Origin of the sequence: Serratia sarumanii, assembly GCF_029962605.1 — a bacterium.
GTDB classification, from domain to species: Bacteria; Pseudomonadota; Gammaproteobacteria; order Enterobacterales; family Enterobacteriaceae; genus Serratia; species Serratia sarumanii.
This window is the reverse complement of record NZ_CP124750.1, coordinates 2,192,646-2,217,337: the sequence shown is the minus strand read 5'-3', so window position 1 is coordinate 2,217,337 and position 24,692 is coordinate 2,192,646. Positions and strand designations below refer to the sequence as shown.

General features: G+C 59.2%; 23 protein-coding genes and 3 tRNA genes. 13 read left to right on the top strand and 13 right to left on the bottom strand.

Annotated features, from left to right (window positions below; genetic code table 11):
- The first annotated feature begins 222 nt into the window (after positions 1-222).
- Both SSARUM_RS10625 and sodB read left to right on the top strand, forming a co-directional pair.
- Positions 223-1,041 carry a C40 family peptidase gene (locus tag SSARUM_RS10625; RefSeq protein ID WP_033638376.1) on the top strand — a complete coding sequence of 273 codons (819 nt, stop codon included), beginning with the start codon at positions 223-225 and terminating at the stop codon, positions 1,039-1,041.
- 199 nt (positions 1,042-1,240) lie between these two features.
- Entirely contained in the window at positions 1,241-1,819 is a 579-nt protein-coding gene (gene sodB, locus SSARUM_RS10620) for a superoxide dismutase [Fe] (RefSeq protein WP_004931333.1), read from the top strand.
- Between the two features lie 61 nt (positions 1,820-1,880).
- Here sodB and cydH read toward each other — a convergent pair whose 3' ends face one another.
- Positions 1,881-1,970 carry a cytochrome bd-I oxidase subunit CydH gene (gene cydH, locus SSARUM_RS10615; RefSeq protein ID WP_019455989.1) on the bottom strand — a complete coding sequence of 30 codons (90 nt, stop codon included), beginning with the start codon at positions 1,968-1,970 and terminating at the stop codon, positions 1,881-1,883.
- 324 nt (positions 1,971-2,294) lie between these two features.
- On the opposite strand from cydH, the gene purR reads away from it, so the two are divergent.
- On the top strand, positions 2,295-3,320 hold the full coding sequence (gene purR / locus SSARUM_RS10610) for an HTH-type transcriptional repressor PurR (RefSeq protein ID WP_033638375.1): 1,026 nt from the start codon (positions 2,295-2,297) through the stop codon (positions 3,318-3,320).
- Here the strand turns inward: purR and punR are convergent.
- Entirely contained in the window at positions 3,317-4,261 is a 945-nt protein-coding gene (punR, locus tag SSARUM_RS10605; protein WP_033648176.1) for a DNA-binding transcriptional activator PunR, read from the bottom strand. The two genes, purR and punR, sit on opposite strands and share 4 nt — an antisense overlap.
- Positions 4,262-4,384: 123 nt before the next feature.
- On the opposite strand from punR, the gene punC reads away from it, so the two are divergent.
- Positions 4,385-5,596, top strand: a complete 1,212-nt coding sequence (gene punC, locus SSARUM_RS10600; protein ID WP_060428189.1) for a purine nucleoside transporter PunC — start codon at positions 4,385-4,387, stop codon at positions 5,594-5,596.
- A 344-nt stretch (positions 5,597-5,940) separates the two neighbouring features.
- Complete coding sequence (gene cfa / locus SSARUM_RS10595; RefSeq protein WP_033638372.1) at positions 5,941-7,092, top strand: cyclopropane fatty acyl phospholipid synthase; 1,152 nt, start codon at positions 5,941-5,943, stop codon at positions 7,090-7,092.
- Positions 7,093-7,165: 73 nt separating this feature from the next.
- Here the strand turns inward: cfa and SSARUM_RS10590 are convergent, their stop codons facing one another.
- Both SSARUM_RS10590 and SSARUM_RS10585 read right to left on the bottom strand, forming a co-directional pair.
- Positions 7,166-7,459, bottom strand: a complete 294-nt coding sequence (locus SSARUM_RS10590; RefSeq protein ID WP_033648175.1) for an I78 family peptidase inhibitor — start codon at positions 7,457-7,459, stop codon at positions 7,166-7,168.
- A 54-nt stretch (positions 7,460-7,513) separates the two neighbouring features.
- Positions 7,514-8,164 carry a riboflavin synthase gene (locus tag SSARUM_RS10585; RefSeq protein WP_033638371.1) on the bottom strand — a complete coding sequence of 217 codons (651 nt, stop codon included), beginning with the start codon at positions 8,162-8,164 and terminating at the stop codon, positions 7,514-7,516.
- 238 nt (positions 8,165-8,402) lie between these two features.
- On the opposite strand from SSARUM_RS10585, the gene SSARUM_RS10580 reads away from it, so the two are divergent.
- The 7 genes from SSARUM_RS10580 to SSARUM_RS10550 all read left to right on the top strand — a co-directional run bounded on the left by SSARUM_RS10580 (position 8,403) and on the right by SSARUM_RS10550 (position 13,000).
- Positions 8,403-9,779 (top strand): MATE family efflux transporter, encoded by a 1,377-nt coding sequence (locus SSARUM_RS10580; protein ID WP_033638369.1) that lies wholly within the window; start codon positions 8,403-8,405, stop codon positions 9,777-9,779.
- A 182-nt stretch (positions 9,780-9,961) separates the two neighbouring features.
- Positions 9,962-10,038: transfer RNA gene (locus tag SSARUM_RS10575), tRNA-Val, on the top strand.
- 20 nt (positions 10,039-10,058) lie between these two features.
- A tRNA-Val gene (locus SSARUM_RS10570) sits at positions 10,059-10,135 on the top strand.
- A 20-nt stretch (positions 10,136-10,155) separates the two neighbouring features.
- Positions 10,156-10,232: transfer RNA gene (locus tag SSARUM_RS10565), tRNA-Val, on the top strand.
- A gap of 111 nt (positions 10,233-10,343) precedes the next feature.
- On the top strand, positions 10,344-10,649 hold the full coding sequence (locus SSARUM_RS10560; protein WP_033646294.1) for a cupin domain-containing protein: 306 nt from the start codon (positions 10,344-10,346) through the stop codon (positions 10,647-10,649).
- Positions 10,650-11,042: 393 nt separating this feature from the next.
- Positions 11,043-12,455 carry a pyruvate kinase PykF gene (pykF, locus tag SSARUM_RS10555; RefSeq protein WP_033638367.1) on the top strand — a complete coding sequence of 471 codons (1,413 nt, stop codon included), beginning with the start codon at positions 11,043-11,045 and terminating at the stop codon, positions 12,453-12,455.
- A gap of 308 nt (positions 12,456-12,763) precedes the next feature.
- On the top strand, positions 12,764-13,000 hold the full coding sequence (locus SSARUM_RS10550; RefSeq protein ID WP_004931354.1) for a major outer membrane lipoprotein: 237 nt from the start codon (positions 12,764-12,766) through the stop codon (positions 12,998-13,000).
- Positions 13,001-13,139: 139 nt separating this feature from the next.
- On the opposite strand, the gene SSARUM_RS10545 is transcribed toward SSARUM_RS10550, so the two are convergent.
- From SSARUM_RS10545 to sufA, 7 genes are all read right to left on the bottom strand, one after another.
- Positions 13,140-14,153 carry a L,D-transpeptidase family protein gene (locus tag SSARUM_RS10545; RefSeq protein ID WP_033638364.1) on the bottom strand — a complete coding sequence of 338 codons (1,014 nt, stop codon included), beginning with the start codon at positions 14,151-14,153 and terminating at the stop codon, positions 13,140-13,142.
- 297 nt (positions 14,154-14,450) lie between these two features.
- Positions 14,451-14,867 carry a cysteine desulfuration protein SufE gene (gene sufE, locus SSARUM_RS10540; RefSeq protein WP_060429967.1) on the bottom strand — a complete coding sequence of 139 codons (417 nt, stop codon included), beginning with the start codon at positions 14,865-14,867 and terminating at the stop codon, positions 14,451-14,453.
- Positions 14,868-14,903: 36 nt separating this feature from the next.
- Complete coding sequence (gene sufS / locus SSARUM_RS10535; protein ID WP_060429965.1) at positions 14,904-16,130, bottom strand: cysteine desulfurase SufS; 1,227 nt, start codon at positions 16,128-16,130, stop codon at positions 14,904-14,906.
- Positions 16,127-17,413 (bottom strand): Fe-S cluster assembly protein SufD, encoded by a 1,287-nt coding sequence (gene sufD / locus SSARUM_RS10530; protein ID WP_033638361.1) that lies wholly within the window; start codon positions 17,411-17,413, stop codon positions 16,127-16,129. The genes sufS and sufD overlap by 4 nt, the downstream gene beginning before the upstream one ends.
- Positions 17,388-18,134, bottom strand: coding sequence for a Fe-S cluster assembly ATPase SufC (gene sufC, locus SSARUM_RS10525; protein WP_016927936.1), 747 nt, complete (start codon positions 18,132-18,134; stop codon positions 17,388-17,390). The genes sufD and sufC overlap by 26 nt, the downstream gene beginning before the upstream one ends.
- Positions 18,135-18,177: 43 nt before the next feature.
- Positions 18,178-19,674, bottom strand: coding sequence for a Fe-S cluster assembly protein SufB (gene sufB, locus SSARUM_RS10520; protein ID WP_033638360.1), 1,497 nt, complete (start codon positions 19,672-19,674; stop codon positions 18,178-18,180).
- Positions 19,675-19,688: 14 nt separating this feature from the next.
- Positions 19,689-20,060, bottom strand: a complete 372-nt coding sequence (sufA, locus tag SSARUM_RS10515; RefSeq protein WP_004931368.1) for a Fe-S cluster assembly scaffold SufA — start codon at positions 20,058-20,060, stop codon at positions 19,689-19,691.
- A gap of 527 nt (positions 20,061-20,587) precedes the next feature.
- Between sufA and SSARUM_RS10510 the strand changes: the two genes are divergently transcribed.
- Positions 20,588-20,992 (top strand): hypothetical protein, encoded by a 405-nt coding sequence (locus tag SSARUM_RS10510; protein ID WP_004931369.1) that lies wholly within the window; start codon positions 20,588-20,590, stop codon positions 20,990-20,992.
- Positions 20,993-21,037: 45 nt separating this feature from the next.
- Here the strand turns inward: SSARUM_RS10510 and menI are convergent, their stop codons facing one another.
- Both menI and ydiJ read right to left on the bottom strand, forming a co-directional pair.
- Positions 21,038-21,454 (bottom strand): 1,4-dihydroxy-2-naphthoyl-CoA hydrolase, encoded by a 417-nt coding sequence (menI, locus tag SSARUM_RS10505; RefSeq protein WP_016927938.1) that lies wholly within the window; start codon positions 21,452-21,454, stop codon positions 21,038-21,040.
- A complete protein-coding gene (gene ydiJ / locus SSARUM_RS10500) occupies positions 21,451-24,507 on the bottom strand; it encodes a D-2-hydroxyglutarate dehydrogenase YdiJ (protein ID WP_060387693.1) in 3,057 nt (1,018 codons plus the stop codon). The genes menI and ydiJ overlap by 4 nt, the downstream gene beginning before the upstream one ends.
- Positions 24,508-24,692: the final 185 nt, after the last annotated feature.

Here is a 24,692-nt window from a genome sequence, read left to right as displayed (position 1 = left end):
ATATTGCGCGGCGGTGACGGCGCGGATTAATTATATCCATAGCCCCCTGCCGGCGCTTTTTCATACACCAACGGGCTGATTTTGAACCAAAAAAAATGTCATTAACGTTTTCTCACAATATGGATTATTATTTATGAGTTCTTCGCTGTTTTATATGGCGAAATTCGGGAATACTGTAACTCTTTCGATATCCGTTTCGGGGCCAAGGTTGGTGACGTCGACATGCGTTTAATTCTTACGCTCTTTGCGCTGCTGTTTACGCAGCTCTTCTTCAATTTGGCGCACGCTGCGCCACAGGCGCGTGTTGCCGCCGAGCAGCGTAAAAGCCATGCTAATGAAGCGCGGCCCGATGACCGCAGAAAAAAGAAAGCGGACAAAACCGCTAAAAAAGCCAAAGTGACGGCCCCCGCGAAAAAAACCAAGACCGCCAAGGCGAAAAGCGAGAAAAGCGCGAAAAAGATCGCCAGCGCCAAACCCAAGGCCAAAGCGCAGAAAACCGCCAAGATTAAAGTCACCCCGCCGAAAAAGGGCTACAAAAAAGGCTACGGCCGCCACCGCGAAGCCGGTATGGCCACCGCCAAGCTGGCGCGTGATGAAAAACCGTTGAAACTCAGCCCGGCGCACAAAAAACGCTATCAGCATGCCAAGCAGACCGCGATGGCCAAGCTGATGGGCCAGATGGGCAAACCTTACCGCTGGGGCGGCAGCTCGCCGCGCACCGGTTTCGACTGCAGCGGCCTTATCTATTACGCCTATAAAGACGTGGTAAAAATCAAGATGCCGCGCACCGCCAACGAGATGTACCACCTGCGCGACGCGGCGCCGATCAAGAAAAGCGAACTGGAAAGTGGCGATCTGGTGTTCTTCCGCATCAACAACCGCGGCGTGGCGGATCATGTCGGCGTTTATCTCGGCAACGGCAAATTCATCCAGTCGCCGCGCACCGGCGAAGAGATCCGCATCAGCCAGCTCGACAACGACTATTGGCAAAACCACTACATCGGCGCGCGCCGCGTAGTAACGCCGAAAACCATTCGTTAATTCCCTGCTCTGCGCGGTTGCGGCCCCGGTCGCAACCGCCTGCTCAAGCTATCACCCCTCACACCGCCTCACGCGCATTTCTCGCTTTTCTTCCTGTTTTTTATGATGAAAATTGTTAAGATTGAAAGACCACAATAAAAAACGGCCCATTCGGCTCCCGCTCCGGCGGAAAAAGAGTGGCGCTGTAAAGGAGGAAGCAATGTCGTTTGAATTACCTGCATTACCGTATGAGAAAAACGCGCTCGAGCCGCACATCTCCGCCGAGACCCTGGAATACCACTACGGCAAACACCATAACACCTACGTGGTTAACCTGAACAACCTGGTGAAAGGCAGCGAGTTCGAAGGCAAATCGCTCGAAGAGATCATCAAGACCTCAAACGGCGGCGTCTTCAACAACGCCGCGCAGGTGTGGAACCACACCTTCTACTGGCACTGCCTGTCGCCACAGGGCGGCGGTGAACCGCAGGGCGAACTGGCGGCGGCGATCGTCAAATCCTTCGGCTCTTTCGCTGCGTTCAAAGAGCAGTTTACCGATGCCGCAGTGAAAAACTTCGGCGCCGGTTGGACCTGGCTGGTGAAAAAACCGGACGGCGCGCTGGCGATCGTCAACACCTCCAACGCGGCCACCCCGCTGACCGGTGAAGACAAACCGCTGCTGACCGTTGACGTGTGGGAACACGCGTATTACATCGATTACCGCAATGCGCGTCCAAAATACCTGGAAAACTTCTGGGCGTTGGTCAACTGGACCTTCGCAGCGGAAAACCTGGCGTAAGCGCAGGTTCTGAGGTGATGGGGCGCAGCCAGGCTGCGCCTTTTTTATAACCGGGGGTAAATCAGTTCAACGCGGCAACGAAGCTGAAAGCGATAATGACCGCCAACGCGCAGACGGTGGTGAACAGCGACATCTTCAATTCGGTATCCATGACAACTCCTTTAAAATGGGCTTTCCTAAGGATAAAAGGCGTACAATTAGTACGTCAAATCATTTTCCCACAGTTCGCCGATAAAATCTTGTTATCATTTCCCGGTTTATAATCTCGATTACCTCTTCCACTTTTGTTCAATATGCGACAAAATTCGCAGTTCACAACTGCGTACCGGCATCCATGCCCCTCCTGATTAAGCGCTGAAGACTTCAACACACTAAAAACTCAGTTTTCGCTTCTCTGGAGAAGGATCTACGTAGGCAAACGATTAACATCACACTTACATGCTGTAAACATGTGAGTTCAGGAGTCATTCCTTACATGGCAACGATTAAAGATGTGGCCAAACGCGCGGGCGTTTCCACCACCACCGTTTCGCACGTCATCAATAAGACTCGTTTCGTCGCCGAAGAGACCAAAGCGGCCGTGTGGGCCGCCATCAAAGAGCTGCACTACTCGCCGAGCGCCGTGGCGCGCAGCCTGAAAGTCAATCACACCAAGTCGATCGGCCTGCTGGCCACCTCGAGCGAAGCGCCCTACTTTGCCGAAGTGATCGAGGCGGTGGAAAACAGCTGCTACAGCAAAGGCTACACCCTGATCCTGTGCAACTCGCACAACAATCTGGACAAGCAGCGCGCCTACCTGGCGATGCTGGCGCAAAAGCGCGTCGACGGCCTGTTGGTCATGTGCTCCGAGTACCCGGATCAGCTGCTGGGCATGCTGGAAGATTACCGCAACATCCCGATGGTGGTGATGGACTGGGGCGCCGCGCGCGGCGACTTCACCGACACCATCATCGATAACGCGTTCGAAGGCGGCTATCTGGCCGGCCGTTACCTGATCGAGCGCGGCCACCGCGATATCGGCGCCATTCCGGGCCAGCTGTCGCGCAACACTGGCGGCGGCCGTCATCAGGGCTTTATGAAGGCGCTGCAGGAAGCGCATATCGACATTCGCGAAGAGTGGATCGTCCAGGGTGACTTCGAGCCGGAGTCCGGCTACAAGGCGATGCACCAAATCCTGTCGCAAAAACAGCGGCCGACCGCGGTATTCTGCGGCGGCGATATCATGGCGATGGGCGCCATCTGCGCGGCCGACGAGCTGGGGCTGCGGGTGCCGCAGGATATTTCCGTGATCGGCTATGACAACGTGCGCAACGCTCGCTACTTCACCCCGGCGCTGACCACCATTCACCAGCCGAAAGAGCGTCTGGGCGAAATGGCCTTCACCATGCTGCTGGATCGCATTATCAGTAAACGCGAAGAGTCGCAGGTGATCGAAGTGCATCCGAAGCTGATCGAACGCCGCTCGGTCGCCGACGGCCCGTTCATCGACTACCGCCGCTAATCCCCCGCGCCGGAAGCCTGCGCGGCTTCCGGTTCCACCTCGCTCAGCCACTCCTGATTCAGCGTCTCCCCATCGCCCAGATACGCCAGCAGCCAGCTCATCGCCGGTGACGGTTTATCCTGCTGCCAGGTCAGGCAGCAAGGGCTGGCGGGAAACGGCTGCTGCAGCTGCAACGCCGTCAGCTCACCGCGCTGCACCCGCGGCAGCGCCCGATGCGCCGGCATCATGCCGACGCACAGCCCGGCGCACAGACAGTCGAGCGCCGAAGTCCAGTCCGGCACCACCAGCCGCCGCTGGTTATCCAGCGTCCAGGTGACGCGCTTGGGCAGATTGCGAGAGGTGTCCTCCAGGCAAAGCGAAGGGTACGGCCGCAGCTGATCGTCATTCAGCGGCCCCGTCAACTGCGCGAGAGGATGTTGCGGGCTGGCCACACACAGCCAGTTCATATAACCCATGTCGCGGAAGGCGAAGCCGCCGCCGACCGGCACCGCGCGCGTGGCGCCGATCGCCATGTCCGCCCTGCCATCCACCAAGGCATCCCACACGCCGTTGAACACTTCGGGTTGCAGCATCAATTCGACGTCGGGGAAATGACGGTAGAAATCCAGCACCAGTTGGCGGCTGCGCTGCGGTTTGACGATGATGTCGACCGCGATATTCAGCTGGCCGCGCCATCCGTTGGCCACCTGCTGACAGTGGCGGCGGGTGTCGAGCATTTTTTTGATAACAACTCGCGCATCTTTGATAAACAGCGCACCGGCGGGCGTCAACTCCACATCGCGATGACGCCGCTCAAACAGCGGCACCGCCAGCCATTGCTCCAGCTGCCGTACGGTATAGCTGACCGCCGACGGCACCCGGTGCAGCTCCTGCGCCGCCGCGCTGAAACTGCCGGTGCGCGCCACCGCATCGACCACTTCAAGAGAATATTCAGACCACATCGCCTTGCCTTCAATTTTTTTAACAGCACTTTGCAAATATTACCGTTTCACAAGCAGAGATCCAGCCGGATACACTGGCCGGCGCTAAAAACCTGCGACATTAAAATATTAACGAGAAATACCATGCGAAATTCCTTTGGCTTTATGTTCTACCTCGCCGGCCTGAGCATGCTGGGTTATCTGGCGACCGATATGTATCTGCCCGCCTTCGGCGCCATGCGGGAGGAACTGCAAATTTCCGCCGGCGCGGTGAGCGCCAGCCTGAGCATCTTCCTGGCCGGCTTCGCCTTTGCGCAGCTGCTGTGGGGGCCGCTCTCCGACCGTCTGGGCCGCAAACCGGTATTATTGATCGGGCTGACGCTGTTCGCCCTCGGCTGCCTGGGCATGCTGTGGGTGGAAAACGCCGTGCAGCTCTGGATCCTGCGCTTTATTCAGGCCGTCGGCGTCTGCGCCGCCGCCGCCATCTGGCAAGCGCTGGTGGTTGACCGTTACCGCGAAGGCCAGGCCAACCGCGTGTTCGCCACCATTATGCCGCTGGTAGCGCTGTCGCCGGCGCTGGCGCCGCTGCTCGGCGCCTGGTTGCTGAACCACGCCAGCTGGCGCGCGATCTTCGCCGCGCTGTTGGCCATCACCGCGCTGCTGCTGCTGCCGACGCTGCTGCTCAAAGAGCGCGCCAAAACGCAACCCAGCGCCGATGCGCCAAAAAACAGCGTCAGCTTCTGGCAACTGTTGAGATCCCCGGTGTTCAGCGGCAACGTCGCCATGTACGCCGCCTGCTCGGCCGGCTTCTTCGCCTGGCTGACCGGCTCGCCGTTCATCCTCGGTGACATGGGCTACAGCCCGAGCGATATCGGCCTGAGCTACGTGCCGCAAACGCTGGCCTTCCTGCTGGGTGGCTACGGCTGCCGCGCCGCGCTCAAGCGCATCAACGGCAAAACCCTGCTGCCGTGGCTGCTGGTAGCTTATGGTGTCAGCATGGTGGCGCTGTATCTGGTGGCCACCCTGACCGATCCGACGCTCACCACGCTGCTGATCCCATTCTGCGTGATGGCGCTGGTCAACGGCGCCGGCTATCCGATCATGGTGGCGAATGCGCTGATGCCGTTCCCGGAAAGCAGCGGCAAGGCCGCCGCGCTGCAAAATACGCTGCAGTTGGGGCTGTGCTTTGTGGCGAGCATGCTGGTGTCGGCATTTATTGCCCAGCCGCTGTTGGCGACGGTGACGGTGATGGTGTCTACGGTAATCCTGGCCGCGCTGGGGTATTTCCTGCAGCGTGGAAAAGCGGCCGATGCGCAGCAAAAGCCGCAGCGGGAACATGCTAACTCAGCGTCATAATTGCCAAGTTTAATAATCACTTAAAGAATATGCGTGCCGAGTGCGATTTACAGTTGAGTCAACGCCTCGGCACGCCTATACTCAAAAACAACCTTGTAAAGTAACACCTTATAATCTCTATATCTCAATTAGCGCTTGTGTACGCGCTTTGCGTCACACTCTTTTTTTAAGGATGCGTTTATCCCGCGCCGTTCGCGCCGGGTCGCTTCTTTAAATTTCCTCTGTTCATAGTCGGATATCAGACGCCGCGGGTCTATTTTCCGCCGGTAAACGTATGCACCCGCAGAAATTGTCTAAGCTGTTTCCTAACGGGTCATCAGTCAGAAGAAGGTGATGGAGAAGCTATGAGTTCATCGTGTATAGAAGATCTGAGCATCCAGGACAATCAGTGGTACCGTATCGCGCACGAAATGCTCGGCCTGGCCGGCATTGAAATCAACGGTTCGCGCCCCTTCGATATTCAGGTTAAAAACCCCGATTTCTTTAAACGCGTCTTGCAGCAAGGTTCGCTGGGCCTGGGCGAAAGCTATATGGACGGCTGGTGGGAATGCGAGCGGCTGGATATGTTCTTCCAGCGCGTGGTCAGCGCCGGGCTGGAGAAGAAACTCCCCCACCACCTGAAAGATACCCTGCGTATCGCCGCCGCGCGCCTGACCAATCTGCAATCGAAAAAGCGCGCCTGGATCGTCGGCAAAGAACATTACGATCTCGGCAACGATCTGTTTACCCTGATGCTCGATCCTTACATGCAATATTCCTGCGGCTACTGGAAAGACGCCACCACGCTGGAGGAGGCACAGGAAGCCAAGCTGCGGATGATCTGCGAGAAACTGCAGCTGCAACCGGGCATGCGCTTGCTGGACATCGGCTGCGGCTGGGGCGGCCTCTCCGCCTATGCGGCGAAAAATTACGGCGTATCGGTGGTCGGCGTGACCATCTCCGCAGAACAGCAGAAGCTGGCTCAGGCGCGCTGCGCCGGGCTGGATGTGCAGATCCTGCTGCAGGATTACCGCGATCTGCATCAGCAGTTCGATCGCATCGTCTCGGTCGGCATGTTCGAGCACGTCGGGCCGAAAAACTACCGCACCTATTTCAATGTGGTAGAACGCAATCTGGCGCCGCACGGTCTCTTCCTGCTGCACACTATCGGCTCCAACAAAACCGACATGAACGTCGATCCGTGGATCAACAAGTACATTTTCCCGAACGGCTGCCTGCCTTCAGTGAGCCATATCGCCGAAGCCAGCGAAGGCCATTTCGTGATGGAAGACTGGCACAACATCGGCGCCGACTACGATCGCACGCTGATGGCCTGGTTCGAGCGCTTCAAACAGGCGTGGCCGCAGCTTGCACCGCGCTATTCCGAACGCTTCGAGCGGATGTTCAGCTATTACCTGAACGCCTGCGCCGGCGCGTTCCGGGCGCGCGATCTGCAGCTGTGGCAGGTGGTGTTCAGCCCGAAAGGCGTTGAAGGCGGCATCCGCGTCGCCCGCTAAGCGCTTGCCCGACAAAAAAGGCCCCGGCAGCAATATCGCCGGGGCCTTTTTTTGCTCGTTCGACGCGTACGGCTTAGCCGCAGTAGACGCGGATGATTTTATCGTCGCTGTCGCCAAGGAAGTTCAGGCGGCGCAGGTTGAAATCCATGGTGACGGCAGAGTTGTACGGAATGGCGCGCACCTTGGCGTCGATCCGCACGCCTTCCAGCGAGGTCATCGGTTTGCCGACGAAGTTTTGATACTGCGAAGCGCCGCAGGTATCATCCGCATCGGCCATTTGCGCGCTCGCGCCCTGCTCAGGCGAACTGCTGCAGGCGCTCAGCGCCAGCAACGCGGTTAACAACAACGTTTTCCCATAAAACTTCACGCGTTTCTCCTCTCTGCTTATGATTCGATTCCGGCGGCAACGCCCGAATCGCTGTCAGTCTTTGTGCGCCGGCGCCATCGCCGCCGCCAGCGCCGCTTCCCGATTGGCCAGCACGCGCTCGACGGTGTCCACCACCGCCTGCGTTTGCGGATCGATCTCGATGTTCACCTTGTCACCCAGGCGTTTCTTACCCAGCGTGGTGCGATCCAGCGTTTCCGGGATCAGGTGCACGCAGAAACGGTTATTCACCACTTCGCCGATGGTCAGGCTAATGCCGTCGATGCCGATGAAGCCTTTGTGCAGCACATATTTCATCAATTCGGCATTCGGCATGCGCAGCCATACCTGCCGGTTATTTTCCGAGGTATAAATCTTGGCCACTTCCGCCGTGCAGATAATATGGCCGGACATCAAATGGCCGCCAATTTCGTCATTGAACTTCGCCGCGCGCTCGATATTGACGATGTCGCCCAGCGCCAGATCGCCGAGGTTGGTCAGGCGCAGAGTTTCCTTAATCAAATCGAAGCTGACGCGGTTGCCTTCCACCGCGGTGACGGTCAGGCAGCAGCCGTTATGGGCCACCGACGCGCCCAGCTCCAGCCCCGGCAGCAGCTCGGCAGGCATTTCGATCACGTGGGTGCGGAAATTGGGTTTCTCATCAATGGCGACCAGCGGCGCGGTGCCTTGTACGATACCGGTGAACATATGTGCCTCTTTTACTAAATAGGTTAAAACGCTATCGGCAGTTTGCCCCAGTTGGCGCTGAAAACCAAATCCGCGACGGCAAAAAACGAATGGCTGCGCATTTAATAACTATTTATCTGCGGCGTTTGCTTAACGACGCCGAGCAGGTACAATCTTTTTGACAAAATTCCGCTATTTTAATTGTTGTCCTCTCGCGGCAGCCCTCCCTCCCACATATATAAATAGAAAAGGTGTATGCGTGCAGAAGTACTTAATTGAAGCGCGTAGTTTATTGGCTCTCGCTATCCCGGTCATCATCGCGCAAATATCGCAAACCGCCATGGGCGTGGTGGATACCATCATGGCCGGCGCTTACAGCGCCACCGACATGGCGGCGGTTGCGGTCGGCACTTCAATCTGGCTGCCGGCCATCCTGTTCGGCCACGGCCTGCTGCTGGCGCTGACCCCGGTTATCGCCCAGCTCAACGGCGCCGGGCGTCGCGATCGCATCGCTCACCAGGTGCGCCAGGGTTTTTGGCTGGCTTCCGGCGTGTCCGTGCTGCTGATCGTCGTGCTGTATAACTGCAAGTTCGTCATCGACATGATGCACAACATCGATCCGCAGCTGGCGGATAAAGCCGTCGGTTATCTGCACGCCATCATGTGGGGGGCGCCGGGTTACCTGTTCTTCCAGGTGATGCGCAACCAGTGCGAGGGGCTGTCCAAAACCAAGCCCGGCATGGTGATCGGCTTCCTCGGCCTGCTGGTGAATATCCCGATCAACTACATCTTCATCTACGGCAAATTCGGCATGCCGGAGCTGGGCGGCGTCGGCTGCGGCGTCGCCACCGGCAGCGTCTACTGGATCATGTTCCTGATGATGCGCGGCTACGTGAAGCGCGCGCCGTCGCAGCGCGACATCAAACGCCAAACCGGCGATCTCGGCGGCCCAGACTGGGCGGCGCTGAAGCGCCTGATCGGCATCGGCATGCCGGTAGCGCTGGCGCTGTTCTTCGAAGTCACTCTGTTCGCCGTGGTGGCGCTGCTGGTGTCGCCACTGGGGATCGTCGCGGTCGCCGGCCACCAGATCGCGCTTAACTTCAGCGCGCTGATGTTCGTACTGCCGCTGTCGCTGGGCGTCGGCGCCACCATCCGCGTCGGTTATCGTCTGGGGGAAGGCTCGGTCGAAGGCGCGCGCGTCGCCGCTTACTCCGCCATCGGCGTCGGCATCACCATGGCCGTCTGCACCGCGCTGTTTACCGCCGCCTTCCGCGAACCGATCGCCCTGCTGTACAACGACAGCCCGGCGGTGGTGGCGATGGCCTCGCAGCTGATGCTGCTGGCGGCGCTGTACCAGATCTCGGATTCTGTCCAGGTGATCGGCAGCGGCGTGCTGCGTGGTTATAAAGATACCCGCGCGATCTTCTTCATCACCTTCATTGCTTATTGGGTGTTGGGCCTGCCGAGCGGCTATCTGCTGGCGTTAACCGACGCGGTGGTGCCGGCGATGGGGCCGAGCGGTTTCTGGATCGGCTTTATCATCGGCCTGACCTTCGCCGCCATCATGATGGCGCTGCGCATGCGCTGGCTGCAGAAACAGCCGACCACCGTCATCCTGCAGCGATCCACGCGCTGAATCCGCAGCCCGGCCGGTTTCATCCCCGGCCGGGCTGCGGTTTGCGGAAAAAAACGCCGGACTGCGCACAACCTCAGCAATCGCGTGAAATACCAAATAAAATTGCGCTTTTCCCCTTGCCAGCACGCGGGTAGCTCGTTAATATTCGTCCCCGCTGTCAGCCATGACAGGCAGGAAAAGATGCGTCCGTAGCTCAGTTGGTTAGAGCACCACCTTGACATGGTGGGGGTCGGTGGTTCGAGTCCACTCGGACGCACCAAATTCCTGAAGCAGTACAGTGCGTCCGTAGCTCAGTTGGTTAGAGCACCACCTTGACATGGTGGGGGTCGGTGGTTCGAGTCCACTCGGACGCACCAAATTTCAGAAGCAGCGCAGTGCGTCCGTAGCTCAGTTGGTTAGAGCACCACCTTGACATGGTGGGGGTCGGTGGTTCGAGTCCACTCGGACGCACCATATTGCTGATTCACCTCCCCCTGTCGCGTTATACTTCCCGTTATTTCGTCTCTGCCCGACCGCCTGCCCGTTATGTCGATCGCGCCGTGCTACCGTCATCAGGAACGCCACATGACCACTTTTACCGCCAAAACCGCCTTTTTACCGCTCGACAATGGCCTTGCCCGCCGTGAAGGCGTGATGAGCGACGGTTCGCCGGCGGCGGAAGTGCGTTTCGAAGCCGGCGCCTTCGGCCAGTTGCAAAAGCCCCCGCACGCGCTGCAAACCCGAGTGATATCCGGTGAATTCGAGTTCACTCTCGGCGGCGATACGCGAGTGGTGCGGGCCGGTGAGAGCCTGATATTGCCGGCCAACGTCGCCAGCGGCTGCTTCTGCCTGAGCGCCGGCGTGCTGCTGGAAATCCCCCTACCGCGGTAAGCCATATTTACAGAAAGGTTATTTGCGCAACAAACGGCCCACAACGCGTTGCATTTGCGCCACATTTGGCCCCGTTTTGCTATATCCGCCGCACCGCCGCGGTTTTTTATTTTGTTTCCCGCCGCTTAGCCTTTATAATGCGCAACGTCTATCAGTTGAATGGTTTCAGCCCTTGATCTGCGAAAACGCAATAACAACACAATGTGATCTTACCCCGTTGCGCAGCATCCCCGCGCCCCCGCGCGGGCTGAATTTTTCCGCCCCACTTCAACTGTCGTCACCTATCCTTAACTATGTTTTTCACCACCAGGCACGGCCCAAATTCCCTACCGGCGTAAACCGCGCCGGTCAAATTCGTTTTTTTATCCATCACAACTTGTAGAAAACTCCGCCATGAAAAAGACCAAAATTGTTTGTACCATCGGTCCAAAAACCGAATCGGAAGAAATGCTGACCAACCTGCTCAATGCGGGCATGAACGTGATGCGTCTCAACTTCTCTCACGGCGACTATGAAGAGCACGGCAACCGCATCAAGAACATGCGCGCCGTGATGGCGAAAACCGGCATCAACGCCGGCATCCTGCTGGATACCAAAGGCCCGGAAATTCGCACCATGAAACTGGAAGGCGGCAAAGACGCCTCGCTGGTCGCCGGCCAAACCTTCACTTTCACCACCGACCAGAGCGTGATCGGCAACAGCGAACGCGTGGCGGTCACCTACGCCGGCTTCGCCGCCGACCTGAAGATCGGCAATACCGTGCTGGTTGACGACGGCCTGATCGGCATGGAAGTCACCAACGTGACCGAGAACGAAGTCGTTTGTAAAGTGCTGAACAACGGCGACCTGGGCGAGAACAAGGGCGTCAACCTGCCGGGCGTATCCATCCAGCTGCCTGCGCTGGCCGAAAAAGACAAACGCGACCTGATCTTCGGCTGCGAGCAAGGCGTCGACTTCGTGGCGGCGTCCTTCATCCGCAAACGCTCAGACGTGCTGGAGATCCGCGAACACCTGAAAGCCCACGGCGGCGAGCAAATCCAGATCATCTCCAAGATCGAAAACCAGGAAGGCCTGAACAACTTCGACGAGATCCTCGAAGCGTCCGACGGCATCATGGTTGCCCGTGGCGACTTGGGCGTGGAGATCCCGGTCGAAGAAGTGATCTTCGCCCAGAAGATGATGATCGAGAAATGCAACCGCGCGCGTAAAGTGGTGATCACCGCCACCCAGATGCTCGATTCCATGATCAAGAACCCGCGCCCTACCCGCGCGGAAGCCGGCGACGTTGCCAACGCCATCCTGGACGGCACCGATGCCGTCATGCTGTCCGGCGAGAGCGCCAAGGGCAAATACCCGCTGGAAGCGGTCAACATCATGGCGACCATCTGCGAGCGTACCGATCGCGTGATGCCAAGCCGCATCGACGCCCTGAACGATCGCCGCAAGCTGCGCATCACCGAAGCGGTGTGCCGCGGTGCGGTTGAAACCGCCGAGAAACTGGACGCGCCGCTGATCGTGGTCGCCACCAGCGGCGGCAAGTCGGCGAAATCCGTGCGTAAATACTTCCCGAACGCGGTGATCCTGGCGCTGACCACCAATGAAACCACCGCGCACCAGCTGGTGCTGAGCAAGGGCGTCATCCCGCAGATGGTCAAGGAAATCGCCTCTACCGACGACTTCTACCGCATCGGTAAAGAAGCCGCCCTGGCCAGCGGCCTGGCACAGAAAGGCGACGTCGTGGTGATGGTTTCCGGCGCGCTGGTGCCGAGCGGCACCACCAACACTGCCTCGGTACACGTGCTGTAATATAAAACGTGACATAATTGCCTTGATCAAAACGCCGCTTTGCGGCGTTTTTTTTATCGGCAGTAAACTATTTTTCTCAAAACGCAACCGCGATCCGCTCATTATTTAGCTAATAAAGAATCGGAGTAGTCCCATGGAAGCCGGCTGTTTTCCCTCGTTTTTTTAACTAATTTGTAAAACCAGATGCAAGTTTGAGCGAACGATCAAAATAAAGCACCTCAACACTAAAAAATTATTCTCTTTCGAAAAAAGTTTGTGTAATACTTGTAACGCTACATGGAGATTAACTCAATCTAGAGGGTGTTATAATGAATCGTACTAAACTGGTACTGGGCGCGGTAATCCTGGGTTCCACTCTGCTGGCTGGCTGCTCTAGCAACGCTAAAATCGATCAACTGTCTTCTGACGTTCAGACTCTGAACGCTAAAGTTGATCAGCTGAGCAACGACGTGAACGCAATGCGTTCTGACGTTCAAGCTGCTAAAGACGACGCAGCACGCGCTAACCAGCGTCTGGACAACCAAGCTCACGCTTACAAAAAGTAAGATAGCTTTGGTTATTGAAAACGGCGCACATTGTGCGCCGTTTTTTTTGCCTGTCCCTTGGACTGGTTTTTCCTGCACCGCAGGCAAAAAAAGAGGCTCAGCACGCTGAACCCCTCTTCGACCACACAATCCTGCAAACTTAGTTCACGGAACTGATTGGCGCTGCCTTGAATGGGCTCTTATTCGCCTCAGGCGTCGCTGCAGGCGTCAAACTCACCGCCGACGGGCTCTCCCCTACGTTGACCAGCACCGGCATGCCAGAACGGCGTACAACCGCGCTATCGAACACGGCGCGATCGGTCTGAGCATCCGCAGCGAAGGCTTTCTCCGCTTTAGACAACGCAATCGGCATGGTCTGCGGATCGTCGCTTTCTACCCGCGACAGCGGCTGATGCACTTCCACATAGCGTTTGCCGTCCGGCTCAACCGAAATCTTCACCGGATCGTTGATCACCTGCACCCGCGTACCGCGCGGCACCTGATTGAACAGCGCTTCGATATCCGTCGGACGCAGACGAATGCAGCCGGAGCTGACGCGCATGCCGATACCGAAGTTGGCGTTGGTGCCGTGGATCAGGTATTCACCGCGCCCCATCGCCAGACGCAGGGCGAACAACCCCATCGGGTTCTCAGGGCCGGCCGGCACCACCGCTGGCAGCGTCACGCCCTGGGACTGATAGCGTTTACGGATATTGGCGGTTGGCGTCCAGGTCGGGTTAGGGATCTTCTGGCTGACGGAGGTCACCTCCAGCGGCGTGTGCATCCCGGTCTGGCCGATACCGATCGGATAGACGATCACTTTGTTCTCGCCTTTCGGGTAGTAGTAAAGGCGCAGCTCGGCCAGGTTGACGATGATCCCTTCACGCTTGGTGTCAGGCAGCAGCATTTGGGTCGGAATGGTCAGCACCGAACCCGGCTTGGGCAGGAACGGGTCAGTGCCAGGGTTGGCTTCCAGCATGCCCAGCAGGCCGATCTTGTAGTCGGCGGCGATCGCCTCCAGCGGACGGCCGTCGTTTGGCACGGTATAAGTGGTGTTTTCACCGATCAGACGGCTGTCCGGCGGCGGCAGCGGGTACTCGGTCGCACTGGCGGCCTGCGTGCCGGCCAATACGGTGGCGAAGACCATGCCCATTAAACTCAACGCACGTTTCATTATCATCCCTATATTTTTTTATGACGGTTCGCCCCCAAGGCTAACGAGCGCCTGGCGGTGGGTAAATCAGACAATACCTGATTAATACTAGCAACGCTGGTATCAAAGGCAATAAGTCCTCTAAAAATCAACATGTTATAACGTAATCGCCGCCGCTGATTGTCAACGAAACGTCAATAGGTAAGCTGCTGAAATATCACTGAATTGGGAGCATTGCCAGGAGGAAAACTGCGGATTGTAAAGACTCATTGACAAAGCGAAGGTATCAATGAGCCTTGAGGGTGCGGCCGTTATGGGTCAGGCCAGCTGCGCCGCTTTGCTGCGAATGGCGCGGATCATCGCCTCCAACCCCTGTGAACGCGAAGGCGTCAGATGTTGGCTGAGCGCCAACTCGCTGAAAAACGGCCGCACATCGAGATCGACGATCTGCTGTGGCGTCAATTGACGATAAAGAATAAACACCACCGCCAGCAGCCCTTTGACGATCGCCGCGTCGCTGTCGCCGTGAAGCTCGACCTGCCCCTGCTCATCACGGCGCATCACGATCCATACCTGGCTCTGACAGCCGGAAATCAGGTTGCCGGCCTGCCGCTCGGCCTCGTCCAGCGGCGGCAATTTGGCGCCGAGTTCAATCACGTACAGGTATTTCTCCTCCCAGTTCAAACAGCGGGAGAAATTACGCACCAATTTATCTTTGTCCGGCAAATTCGCCATGGGGATCCTTTTGTACCGCCGGGGACGCGCCCCGGCCTAGCCTAATAGCTGATGAATGCGTTGCAGCCCGGCCACCAGCCGGTCCACCTCTTCGCGGGTATTATATAACGCCAGCGAAGCGCGGCACATGCTCGGCACCTGATAAAACGCCATCAGCGGCATCGCGCAGTGATGGCCGGTGCGAATGGCGATGCCGTACTGGTCGAGGAAGCTGCCGACATCATAGGCATGGTGCTCCCCCAGGTTGAAGGCGATCACCCCGGCGCGATGGGCCGGACCATAAACTTTCAGCGTCGGCACCTGCCTGAGCGCCTCCAGCGCATAGTGCATCAGCGACTGTTCATAATCGTGGATCGCATTCAGGCCCAGGGCTTCGACGTAATCGAACGCCGCCCCCAGCCCCATGATGCCGGCGGTGTTCGGCGAACCGGCCTCGAAGCGCCACGGCGGATCGGCGAAGGTGGTGCCCGCCGTCAGGCTGACCTGGCGGATCATCGAGCCGCCCCCTTCCCACGGCGGCATCTGCTGTAACAACGCCTGGCGGCCGTACAGCATGCCGATGCCGGAAGGGCCGTACAGCTTATGGCCGGAAAATACGTAAAAATCGCAGTCCAGCGCCTGAACATCGACGCGCTGGTGCATTACCGCCTGCGCGCCGTCCACCAGCACCGTCAGCTCCGGCGCCAGGGCTCTGGCGCGGGCGATGATGTCGCGCACCGGGTTGACGGTGCCCAGCACGTTGGAGACCTCGGTCAGCGCCAGCAGTTTGCAGGACGAGTCGACCAGCTCCGGCAGCAGCGCCAGATCCAGCGTACCGTCCGGCTGCAGCGGCCACACCCGCAGCTGCAGCCCGCGCTCCAGCGCCAGCATCTGCCACGGCACGATATTGGCGTGGTGCTCCATCTCGGTGATGAGAATCGCATCGCCCGGCTGCAGCAGGTGGCGGCCAAAGCTGTTGGCCACCAAATTGATGCCTTCGGTGGTACCCTTGACGAACACCATTTCTTCCGCCGAGGCGGCGTTGATAAAGCGCGCCGCCTGTTCCCGCACCGCTTCCATCTGCTGGGTCGCCTCGGCGCTCAGGGTATGAATGCCGCGATGCACCGCCGCATAACCGTGGCGGTAGAACTCCAGCTCGCGGTCGATCACCGCCTGCGGTTTCTGCGCGCTGGCGGCGCTGTCGAGATAGGCCAGCGGTTGGCCGTTCACCTCACGCGCCAGCAGCGGGAAATCGCCGCGCACGCGTTCAATCGGATAACTCATTCAGCCTCCCCCGGCAGGCGCTGGGCGATGCGCGCCAGCACCCGTTCCCGGATGGTGTCATTGGCGATGCCTTCGGTGAGCTCGGCGGCGAAGGCGAAAATGATCATCTGCTGCGCCGCGTGTTTGTCGATGCCGCGCGACTGCAGATAGAACAGCTGCTCTTCATCGATGCGCCCCACGGTGGCGCCGTGGCTGCATTTGACGTCGTCGGCGTAGATCTCCAGCTGCGGCTTGGTATCCACTTCCGCCACCTTGCCCAACAGCAGGTTATGGTTAGTCATCTGGCCGTCGGTTTTAATCGCGTGCTTGGCCACTTTGATCATGCCGTTGAACACCGCTTTGCCGCGATCGCTGACCACGGTTTTATGCAGTTGGCGGCTTTCGCAATAGCCCTTGTTGTGCTCCAGATAGGTGCGGGTATCGCAGATCTCTTTGCCCACCGGCAGCACCAGGCTGTTGATCACCAGATTTGCGCCTTCGCCGTTCAGCTGCGCGCTGGTGTTGTGGCGCGTCAGACCGGCGCCCAGCAGGAAACTGTCGCTTTTCACCCGCGCGTCGCGGCCGATAACCAGATCGTTGTGGGCAAAGTGGTAGCTCGGCTGGCTCTCAAACGCCAGCTTGCAGTGCAACAGCCCGGCGTTGTCCGCTACGTTTGCGGTCAGGCGCGCGCCGGTGAAGTGCGCGGCCTCGCCCAGGCTGACGTAGTGTTCAATCACTTCCGCCTCGGCCCCGCGCCCGATCTCCAGATGGTGACGATGATGCACGGTGTTCACTTCCCCGGTGGCGCCGCGTCCGCTGCTGATATGCAGCAGGTACAGCGGGCGGGCAGGGACCTTGCCGGCCGGCAAGCGAATCAGGCTGGTTTCCTGCGCCAGGCTTTCAGTCAGGTGCAGGAAAATTTCCGGCTGGATCGGCTCCGGCAGCGCCTGCGGCGTGCCGTAGGCAGTCAATTCGAACTGGTAGTCGCCCAAATCGCCATCGCTCAGCGCGGCGCTGTAGCGGCCGTCGATAAACACCAGCCGACAGGCATCGATGCCGAGCGCCAGCGCCTCCAGCTGCTCAGCGCTCACCGGCGCGGGCTGCGGATCGAGGAACTGCTGCTCCAGCAGGCTCTCCAGCGGCGTGTATTTCCAGTTTTCATGCTTGCGCGTTGGCCAGCCGAGGCGCAGCGCCTGCTGCCAGTGCGCCAGCGCATGCGGCGAACGCTCGCCGCCGCGGCCTTCGAACAGGCGATACAGCTGCTGCAGCGCGTTTGAATTACTGTTGGTCGGTAAGCCAGCCATAGCCCTGCTCCTCCAACTGTTTCACCAGCGAGAAATCGCCGGATTTGACGATGCGCCCCTGGGACAGCACGTGTACGTAATCCGGCTGGATGTAGTCCAGAATGCGCTGATAGTGGGTGACGATGATAAACGCGCGCTTGCCGTCCCGCAGCGAGTTGACGCCGTTGGCGACGATCTTCAGCGCGTCGATGTCCAGGCCCGAGTCGGTTTCATCGAGAATGCACAGATCCGGCTCCAGCGCCGCCATCTGCAGAATGTCGTTGCGCTTTTTCTCGCCGCCGGAGAAGCCGACGTTGACCGAACGGGTCAGCAGATCGGCCGGCATATCCAGCAGCGCGATTTTCTCTTCGATGAAATCGGCGAAGTCAAAGCGATCCAGCGGCTCCTGCTCGCGGTATTTGCGCACCGCGTTGACCGACGTCTGCAGGAAGAAGTGGTTGCTGACGCCGGGGATCTCCACCGGGTACTGGAAGGCCAGGAACACGCCTTCGCCGGCGCGATCTTCCGGATCCAGCTCCAGCAGATCCTTGCCCTTGAAGGTGACTTCCCCTTCGGTCACTTCGTACTCTTCACGCCCGGCCAGCGTGGCGGACAGCGTGCTCTTGCCCGAGCCGTTCGGCCCCATGATGGCGTGCACTTCGCCCGGTTTGATCTCCAGATCCAATCCCTTGAGGATCTCGTTGCCTTCCACGCTGACTTTCAAATTCTTGATGCTTAACATGCTGTGTCCTCAGATAGCGCCGACGGCGCTAAAAATGCGGCGATTAACCCACGCTGTGTTCCAGGCTGATGGCCAGAAGTTTCTGCGCCTCGACGGCGAACTCCAACGGTAGCTCGGAGAAAACATCCTTGCAGAAACCGTTGACGATCATCGAAATGGCGTCATCCTCGCTGATGCCGCGCTGCAGACAGTAGAACAGCTGGTCGTCGCCGATCTTCGAGGTGGTGGCTTCGTGCTCCAGCTGAGCGCTGTTGTTGCGCGCTTCAACGTAAGGGAACGTGTGGGCGCCGCTGTCCGGCCCGATCAGCATCGAGTCGCACTGGGTAAAGTTACGGGCGTTTTCCGCCCCCGGCAGGATTTTCACCAGGCCGCGATAGGTGTTCTCGCTGTGGCCGGCGGAGATGCCTTTGGCGATGATGGTCGACTTGGTGTTTTTGCCGATGTGGATCATCTTGGTGCCGGTATCGGCCTGCTGATGGCCGCTGGTCAGCGCCACCGAGAAGAATTCGCCGATCGAATTGTCGCCCTGCAAAATCACGCTCGGGTATTTCCAGGTGATGGCCGAGCCGGTTTCCGACTGGGTCCAGGACATTTTCGAGCCGGCGCCTTCGCACAGCGCGCGCTTGGTGACGAAGTTGAGGATGCCGCCCTTGCTCTCGCCGCCGGAGAACCAGTTCTGCACCGTCGAGTATTTCACTTCGGCGTCTTTATGCAGGATCACTTCCACCACCGCCGCGTGCAGCTGATAGCTGTCGCGCACCGGGGCGGAACAGCCCTCGATATAGCTGACGTAGCTGCCTTCGTCGGCGATCAGGATGGTGCGCTCGAACTGGCCGGTTTTGGCGGCGTTGATGCGGAAGTAGGTCGACAGTTCCATCGGGCAGCGTACGCCCTTCGGCACATAAACGAAGGTGCCGTCGGAAGCCACCGCGGCGTTCAGCGCGGCGAAGAAGTTATCGTTGGACGGCACCACGCGGCCCAGGTACTGACGCACCAGATCCGGGTATTCCTGGATCGCTTCGCCGAACGAGCAGAAAATCACCCCGCTCTCCGCCAGTTTTTCACGGTAAGTGGTAGCGACAGAGACCGAGTCGAAGATGGCGTCCACCGCCACCTCGCTGCCCTCGCGCACCGGTACGCCGAGCTGGTTGAACGCCAGCTCCACTTCGCTGGTCAGGTAATCTTTTTCCGTCGCCGCGCCCGGTTGCTGCTCCGCGCCGGGTTGCGAACCGCAGGCGTCGTCGCAGCTGCCGCAGGACGGCGCCGAATAGTAACTGTAGTCCTGGTAGTTCAGACGATCGTAATTGGCCTTCAACCAGTGAGGCTCTTCCATCTGCAGCCAGGCGCGGTAGGCCTCGAGGCGGAATTCCAGCATCCACTCGGGTTCGTTACGCTTGGCCGAGATGGCGCGCACCACCTCTTCGTTGATGCCTTTGGCCAACTCATCGGTTGCCAACTGGGTGAAGAAACCTTCTTTGTAGCGACCTTCGCTGACCCAAGCCTGCACTTCATTAGGCATTTCTACATTGCTTCGTGTCATGTTGATTGCATCGCTCAAACGCCAAAGCTCTCGCCGCACCCGCAGGCATGCTGAGCTTTAGGGTTGTTAAATTTGAATATCTGATTCAGCCCTTCGCGGACGTAATCTACCGTGGTGCCATCGATGAACGGCATGGCCTTCAGCGGCACATAGAGTTTGGCGCCGTCGCGCTCAAACAGCAGATCGTCATCGGCGGGTTCGCGGGTCAGATCCAGCACATAGGCAAAGCCGGCGCAGCCGGATTGTTTCACCCCTAGCTGCAGCCCTTTCACCTGCGGATCCTGCTGCATCAGTTTGGTTATTTGTCGTACGGCGCTGTCGCTGAGCGAAATGCCTTGCCAGACATTTTCATCCAGAGAAAAAGTGCCGACATTTTCCGTTTGCATAGGGTCTACCTCACACTCGTGTTTGGCCACAGCCAATCTGGGTTGCTTATATGTTAGTGATAACGATTATCACTTCAACCGTTTGTTTTGCGGGGGTATCCGCCGCGAGCGCGGTTTTTCGCTGCGGCGCGCGGCAAGCCAACGGGACACCCGTGGCGACTTGCGGCGTCTGGCGGCAAGGCGTGCATGCTATCCCTATGAATTTGTTCTCTATCCTGCATCACCGTACCGCACTCCCCGGTGGCCCGTCAGCGTTACAGCGCCGCGGGGCGTTGCCGATCTAAACATTCATAGAAAATACCTATTTCTGCATTCTGTCTGTCGTAAATGTGCGTTTATCGGCATTTCGTGGCGCGGCGCAAGCGCGCACCCTCAGGTTAAAGTTTAGTCGCTCAGGATTAAATTGGGTCGTCGACGGCCTTTTACACCCCCGCGCGATGAAAAAACGCCGCGCCGGGGATTGATCGGCAACGCGGCAGTTTATATGATAATGATTATCATTCAATTGTAATTTGAGCGCGAAGCCAATGACTCTTTCGATCAACGCATGGTTGCTGGGCAAGATTGATGACTACAAATTCAGCGTGCGCGATGCCACGGTGGACTTTTACATGGCCGAAGCGGCGCTGCGGCGCCCGGAATGCAATATCGACCACCTGAAGCGGTACAACAGCGTCAGCCTCACCATGGCCAATCTGTGTCTGGAGAACGGCGACGACGACAGCTACCTGCATGCGCTCAGCAAGCTGCACAACCGGCTGATCGTCGAGATCAACAACCCACAGCGCTGCCAGCTTTTTCGGGTGCAAAGCTACCACTTCGCTCGCCACACGCTGACGCTGATCTGCCAAAAATATGCAATGGAAGGCACCTGGGAGAAGGCAAACGCGTTTCAGAAGGACTTCGTCAAACGCGTGCCGTTTCAGCTGTAAGGCGCAAGGCTCCGCAGGCCGATCGCCTGCGGAAACCGGCGGGAATCAGTCGATGACCGCCGTGGTCAGACGCGAGGTGCAGCACAGCCGATCGCGCGCGTCGAAGATCTCGATTTGCCACACCTGATGACGGCGGCCAACGTGCAGTGCGCGGCACACCCCGCGCACCTGGCCATCGAACACCGCGCGCAGGTGGTTGGCGTTGATCTCCAGCCCCACCACTTTCTGCTCGCCCTCGCTGCACAGGTAACCGGCCATCGATCCCATCGATTCCGCCAGCACCACCGACGCCCCGCCGTGCAACAGCCCGAACGGCTGCCGGGTGCGGCCATCGACCGGCATGGTGGCCTCGAGGAAATCCTCGCCCAGCTGGGTAAACTCGATGCCCACATGGCTGACCATGCAGCCGTCGCCGGCGCGGTTCAGCTGCTCCAGCGATGTTTCACGTTTCCACAATTTCACTCAATCATCTCCAGAAGTGCCTGTAAGGGGTGGCGCACGCCATTGCCCTCGATGCGTTTCACCTGGCTGCGGCAGGAATAGCCGGTCGCCAGGCAGCGCTGCCGCGGCAAACGCTGCAGCGTCGGGTGCCATGATAGCTCATAAATGCCGAGCGAGTTTTGCAGGTTCTTGGCTTCATGGCCGTAAGTGCCCGCCATGCCGCAGCAGCCGACGCTGACGTTCTCCAGTTTGGCGCCGAAGCGCGCGAAGATCGCCGCCCACTGTTGGCCGCTGGCCGGCAGCGCGGTGGTTTCGGTACAGTGGCCGAACAGATACCAGGGTTCGCCGGTCGCCGGCTGTTCGGCGCGATCCGCGATCCGCTGCTGCAGCCATTCGTGCACCAGCTGCACCTGGAAATCGCCGCGTTCGGCGCCGAGGATCTCGCGGTATTCGTCGCGGTAGCACAGCACCAGCGCCGGATCGACGCCCACCAGCGGCATGCCGAGCTGCGCCATACGGTTGAGGAGATCGGCGGTTTTGCGCGCGGTGCGGGCAAAGCGCGTCAGGAACCCCTTCACATGCTGCGCCTTGCCGTTCGGCGAGAACGGCAGCAGCACCGGTTTATAGCCGAGCTTCTCCACCAGCCGGACAAAGTCCGCCACCACTTTGGCGTCGTAATAGCTGGTGAACGGATCCTGGACGATCAGCACGTGATCGGCGCGCTGATCGGCGCTCAGCCCTTCCAGCTGCTCCAGCGTCAGCGTGGTCGCGCGGTGGCCGGACAGCTGCTGACGCAGCGTCGGGCTGGACAGCAGCGGCAGATCGACCATGCCGATGGCGTTGCGGCTCATCTCCCGCAGCCACGGCTGGCGGAAGAAGAAGTTGAACACCTTCGGCGCGCGGGCCATCAACGGGGTATAGCTCTCCACGCCGGCGACCATGTAGTCGCTTACCGGGCGCAGATAGCGGGTGTGGTAGAGCTGCAGGAAGCGCGAACGGAATCCCGGCACGTCAATCTTGATCGGGCACTGGGTGGAGCAGGCCTTGCAAGCCAGGCAGCCGGACATCGCCTCTTTCACTTCGTGCGAGAAATCATACTCGCCCTTGCTGGCATGCCAGCTGTTGCGGGTCTTTTCGATCAAACCGCGCAGGCTGACTCGCTGCTGCGGCAGCTCTTTCTCCAGCGCCAGCGGATCGACGCCCTGCTCGGCCAACAGACGCAGCCACTCGCGCACCAGCGTCGCCCGCCCTTTCGGTGAATGAATGCGGTTGCCGCTGATCTTCATCGACGGGCACATCGGGCTGCGCACGTCGAAGTTGAAGCACAGGCCGTTGCCGTTACACTCCAGCGCACCGCGGAATGAGGTGCGCACTTCGACCGGGATCTGGCGATCGAAGGTGCCACGCTTGACCGCGTCCACCTGCATCATCGGCGCATCCACCGCCAGCGGCGAACAGATCTTGCCCGGGTTCAGGCGGTTATCCGGATCGAATGCCGCCTTGATGCGGCGCAGCTCTTCATACAGCGTTTCGCCGAAGAACTCAGGGCTGTATTCCGCGCGGAACCCCTTGCCGTGCTCCCCCCACAGCAGGCCGCCGTATTTGGCGGTCAGCGCCACCACCCGATCGGAGATCTGCTTCATCAGCACCTCCTGCTGCGGGTCGCACATGTCGAGCGCCGGGCGCACGTGCAGCACCCCGGCGTCGACGTGGCCGAACATGCCGTAGCTCAGGTGGTGGTCGTCGAGCAGTTGACGGAATTCGACGATATAGTCCGCCAGGTGTTGCGGCGGCACGCAGGTGTCCTCGGCGAACGGAATCGGCTTGGCGCGCCCTTTGGCGTTGCCCAGCAGCCCGACCGCCTTCTTGCGCATGTTGTAAATGCGCTCGATGCCCGACAGATCGCCACAGATCTGGTAACCGATCACGCCGCCCTGCCGCTGCGCGATCAATTCGTCCAGCCGTTGACACAGGGTTTCCATCTGGCCGTCGATCAGCGCCCGATCGTCGCCGGCGAACTCGACGATGTTCAGCCCGAGCATCTCTTTATCCGGCACGTCGGCGATCAGTTCGTTCACCGAGTGCCAAACGATGTCTTCACGCGCCAGGTTCAGCACCTTGGAATCGATGGTTTCCACCGACAGCGCCTTGGCTTCGACCATAAAGGGCGCATTGCGCAGCGCCGAATCGAAGGAATCGTACTTCACGTTGACCAGGCGACGCACTTTCGGCAGCGGCGTGATGTCCAGCCGCGCCTCGGTGATAAACGCCAGCGTGCCTTCGGCGCCGGTCAGGATGCGCGTCAGATCGAAGGTTTGCAGATCGTCGCTCAGCACGTGGCGCAGATCGTAACCGGTGAGGAAGCGGTTGAGCTTGGGGAATTTCTCCAGGATCAGCGAGCGCTGCTCGCGGCAGCGGTTCAGCACCGTGCGGTAGATACGCCCTTCGGCGGTCTCGTCCAGAGCAATCGTTTCCGCCAGCGCCGTCGGCATGGCGCGGGTATCGATCATCTCGCCGCCCAGCAGCACCGCCCGCAGGCCCAACACGTGATCGGAGGTTTTGCCGTACACCAGCGAACCCTGGCCGGAGGCGTCGGTATTGATCATGCCGCCCAGGGTGGCGCGGTTGCTGGTGGACAGTTCCGGCGAGAAGAAGTAGCCGAACGGCCGCAGATATTGATTCAGCTGATCCTTGATCACCCCGGCTTCGACTTTTACCCAGCCTTGTTCAACGTTGATCTCCAGAATGCGGTTCATATGGCGCGACATATCGACCACGATGCCGGTATTGAGCGACTGGCCGTTGGTGCCGGTGCCGCCGCCGCGCGGGCTGAAGGTCAGCGCATTGAATCGCTCTTCCCCGGCCAGGCGGGCGATCAGCGCCACGTCGGCGGTGGAACGGGGAAACACCACCGCATCGGGCAACAGCTGATAGATGCTGTTGTCGGTGGCCATCGTCAGCCGGTCGGCATAGCTGGTGGCGGTATCGCCGTTGAATCCGTTTTGCTTCAGTGCTTCCAAAAAGTCGAGCACCCGTTGAACGAGGCCGGGCGCCTGAGAAATCTGTGGGATCATTCGCTTTTTTGACCCTGTCCGTCTATTTTTTATGCGCTGATGTACGCTGAATCGGGCCTTTAATTCAGACCCACCCTATTTTTTAGTGACACTAAAAACTAACATACTCGTTTAGTGAAGGCATTCACATTATTACCGCCCTGCGAACGCCGCCACAGGCGGCCGTCCGGCGGTAATAAACCGAC

Excerpts from the sequence above, each read along its gene's own strand:
- SSARUM_RS10625 (WP_033638376.1), top strand. The coding sequence starts at position 223 with ATGCGTTTAATTCTTACGCTCTTTGCGCTGCTGTTTACGCAGCTCTTC.
- sodB (WP_004931333.1), top strand. The coding sequence starts at position 1,241 with ATGTCGTTTGAATTACCTGCATTACCGTATGAGAAAAACGCGCTCGAG.
- cydH (WP_019455989.1), bottom strand. The coding sequence starts at position 1,970 with ATGGATACCGAATTGAAGATGTCGCTGTTCACCACCGTCTGCGCGTTG.
- purR (WP_033638375.1), top strand. The coding sequence starts at position 2,295 with ATGGCAACGATTAAAGATGTGGCCAAACGCGCGGGCGTTTCCACCACC.
- punR (WP_033648176.1), bottom strand. The coding sequence starts at position 4,261 with ATGTGGTCTGAATATTCTCTTGAAGTGGTCGATGCGGTGGCGCGCACC.
- punC (WP_060428189.1), top strand. The coding sequence starts at position 4,385 with ATGCGAAATTCCTTTGGCTTTATGTTCTACCTCGCCGGCCTGAGCATG.
- cfa (WP_033638372.1), top strand. The coding sequence starts at position 5,941 with ATGAGTTCATCGTGTATAGAAGATCTGAGCATCCAGGACAATCAGTGG.
- SSARUM_RS10585 (WP_033638371.1), bottom strand. The coding sequence starts at position 8,164 with ATGTTCACCGGTATCGTACAAGGCACCGCGCCGCTGGTCGCCATTGAT.
- SSARUM_RS10560 (WP_033646294.1), top strand. The coding sequence starts at position 10,344 with ATGACCACTTTTACCGCCAAAACCGCCTTTTTACCGCTCGACAATGGC.
- pykF (WP_033638367.1), top strand. The coding sequence starts at position 11,043 with ATGAAAAAGACCAAAATTGTTTGTACCATCGGTCCAAAAACCGAATCG.
- SSARUM_RS10550 (WP_004931354.1), top strand. The coding sequence starts at position 12,764 with ATGAATCGTACTAAACTGGTACTGGGCGCGGTAATCCTGGGTTCCACT.
- SSARUM_RS10545 (WP_033638364.1), bottom strand. The coding sequence starts at position 14,153 with ATGAAACGTGCGTTGAGTTTAATGGGCATGGTCTTCGCCACCGTATTG.
- sufE (WP_060429967.1), bottom strand. The coding sequence starts at position 14,867 with ATGGCGAATTTGCCGGACAAAGATAAATTGGTGCGTAATTTCTCCCGC.
- sufS (WP_060429965.1), bottom strand. The coding sequence starts at position 16,130 with ATGAGTTATCCGATTGAACGCGTGCGCGGCGATTTCCCGCTGCTGGCG.
- sufD (WP_033638361.1), bottom strand. The coding sequence starts at position 17,413 with ATGGCTGGCTTACCGACCAACAGTAATTCAAACGCGCTGCAGCAGCTG.
- sufC (WP_016927936.1), bottom strand. The coding sequence starts at position 18,134 with ATGTTAAGCATCAAGAATTTGAAAGTCAGCGTGGAAGGCAACGAGATC.
- sufB (WP_033638360.1), bottom strand. The coding sequence starts at position 19,674 with ATGACACGAAGCAATGTAGAAATGCCTAATGAAGTGCAGGCTTGGGTC.
- sufA (WP_004931368.1), bottom strand. The coding sequence starts at position 20,060 with ATGCAAACGGAAAATGTCGGCACTTTTTCTCTGGATGAAAATGTCTGG.
- SSARUM_RS10510 (WP_004931369.1), top strand. The coding sequence starts at position 20,588 with ATGACTCTTTCGATCAACGCATGGTTGCTGGGCAAGATTGATGACTAC.
- ydiJ (WP_060387693.1), bottom strand. The coding sequence starts at position 24,507 with ATGATCCCACAGATTTCTCAGGCGCCCGGCCTCGTTCAACGGGTGCTC.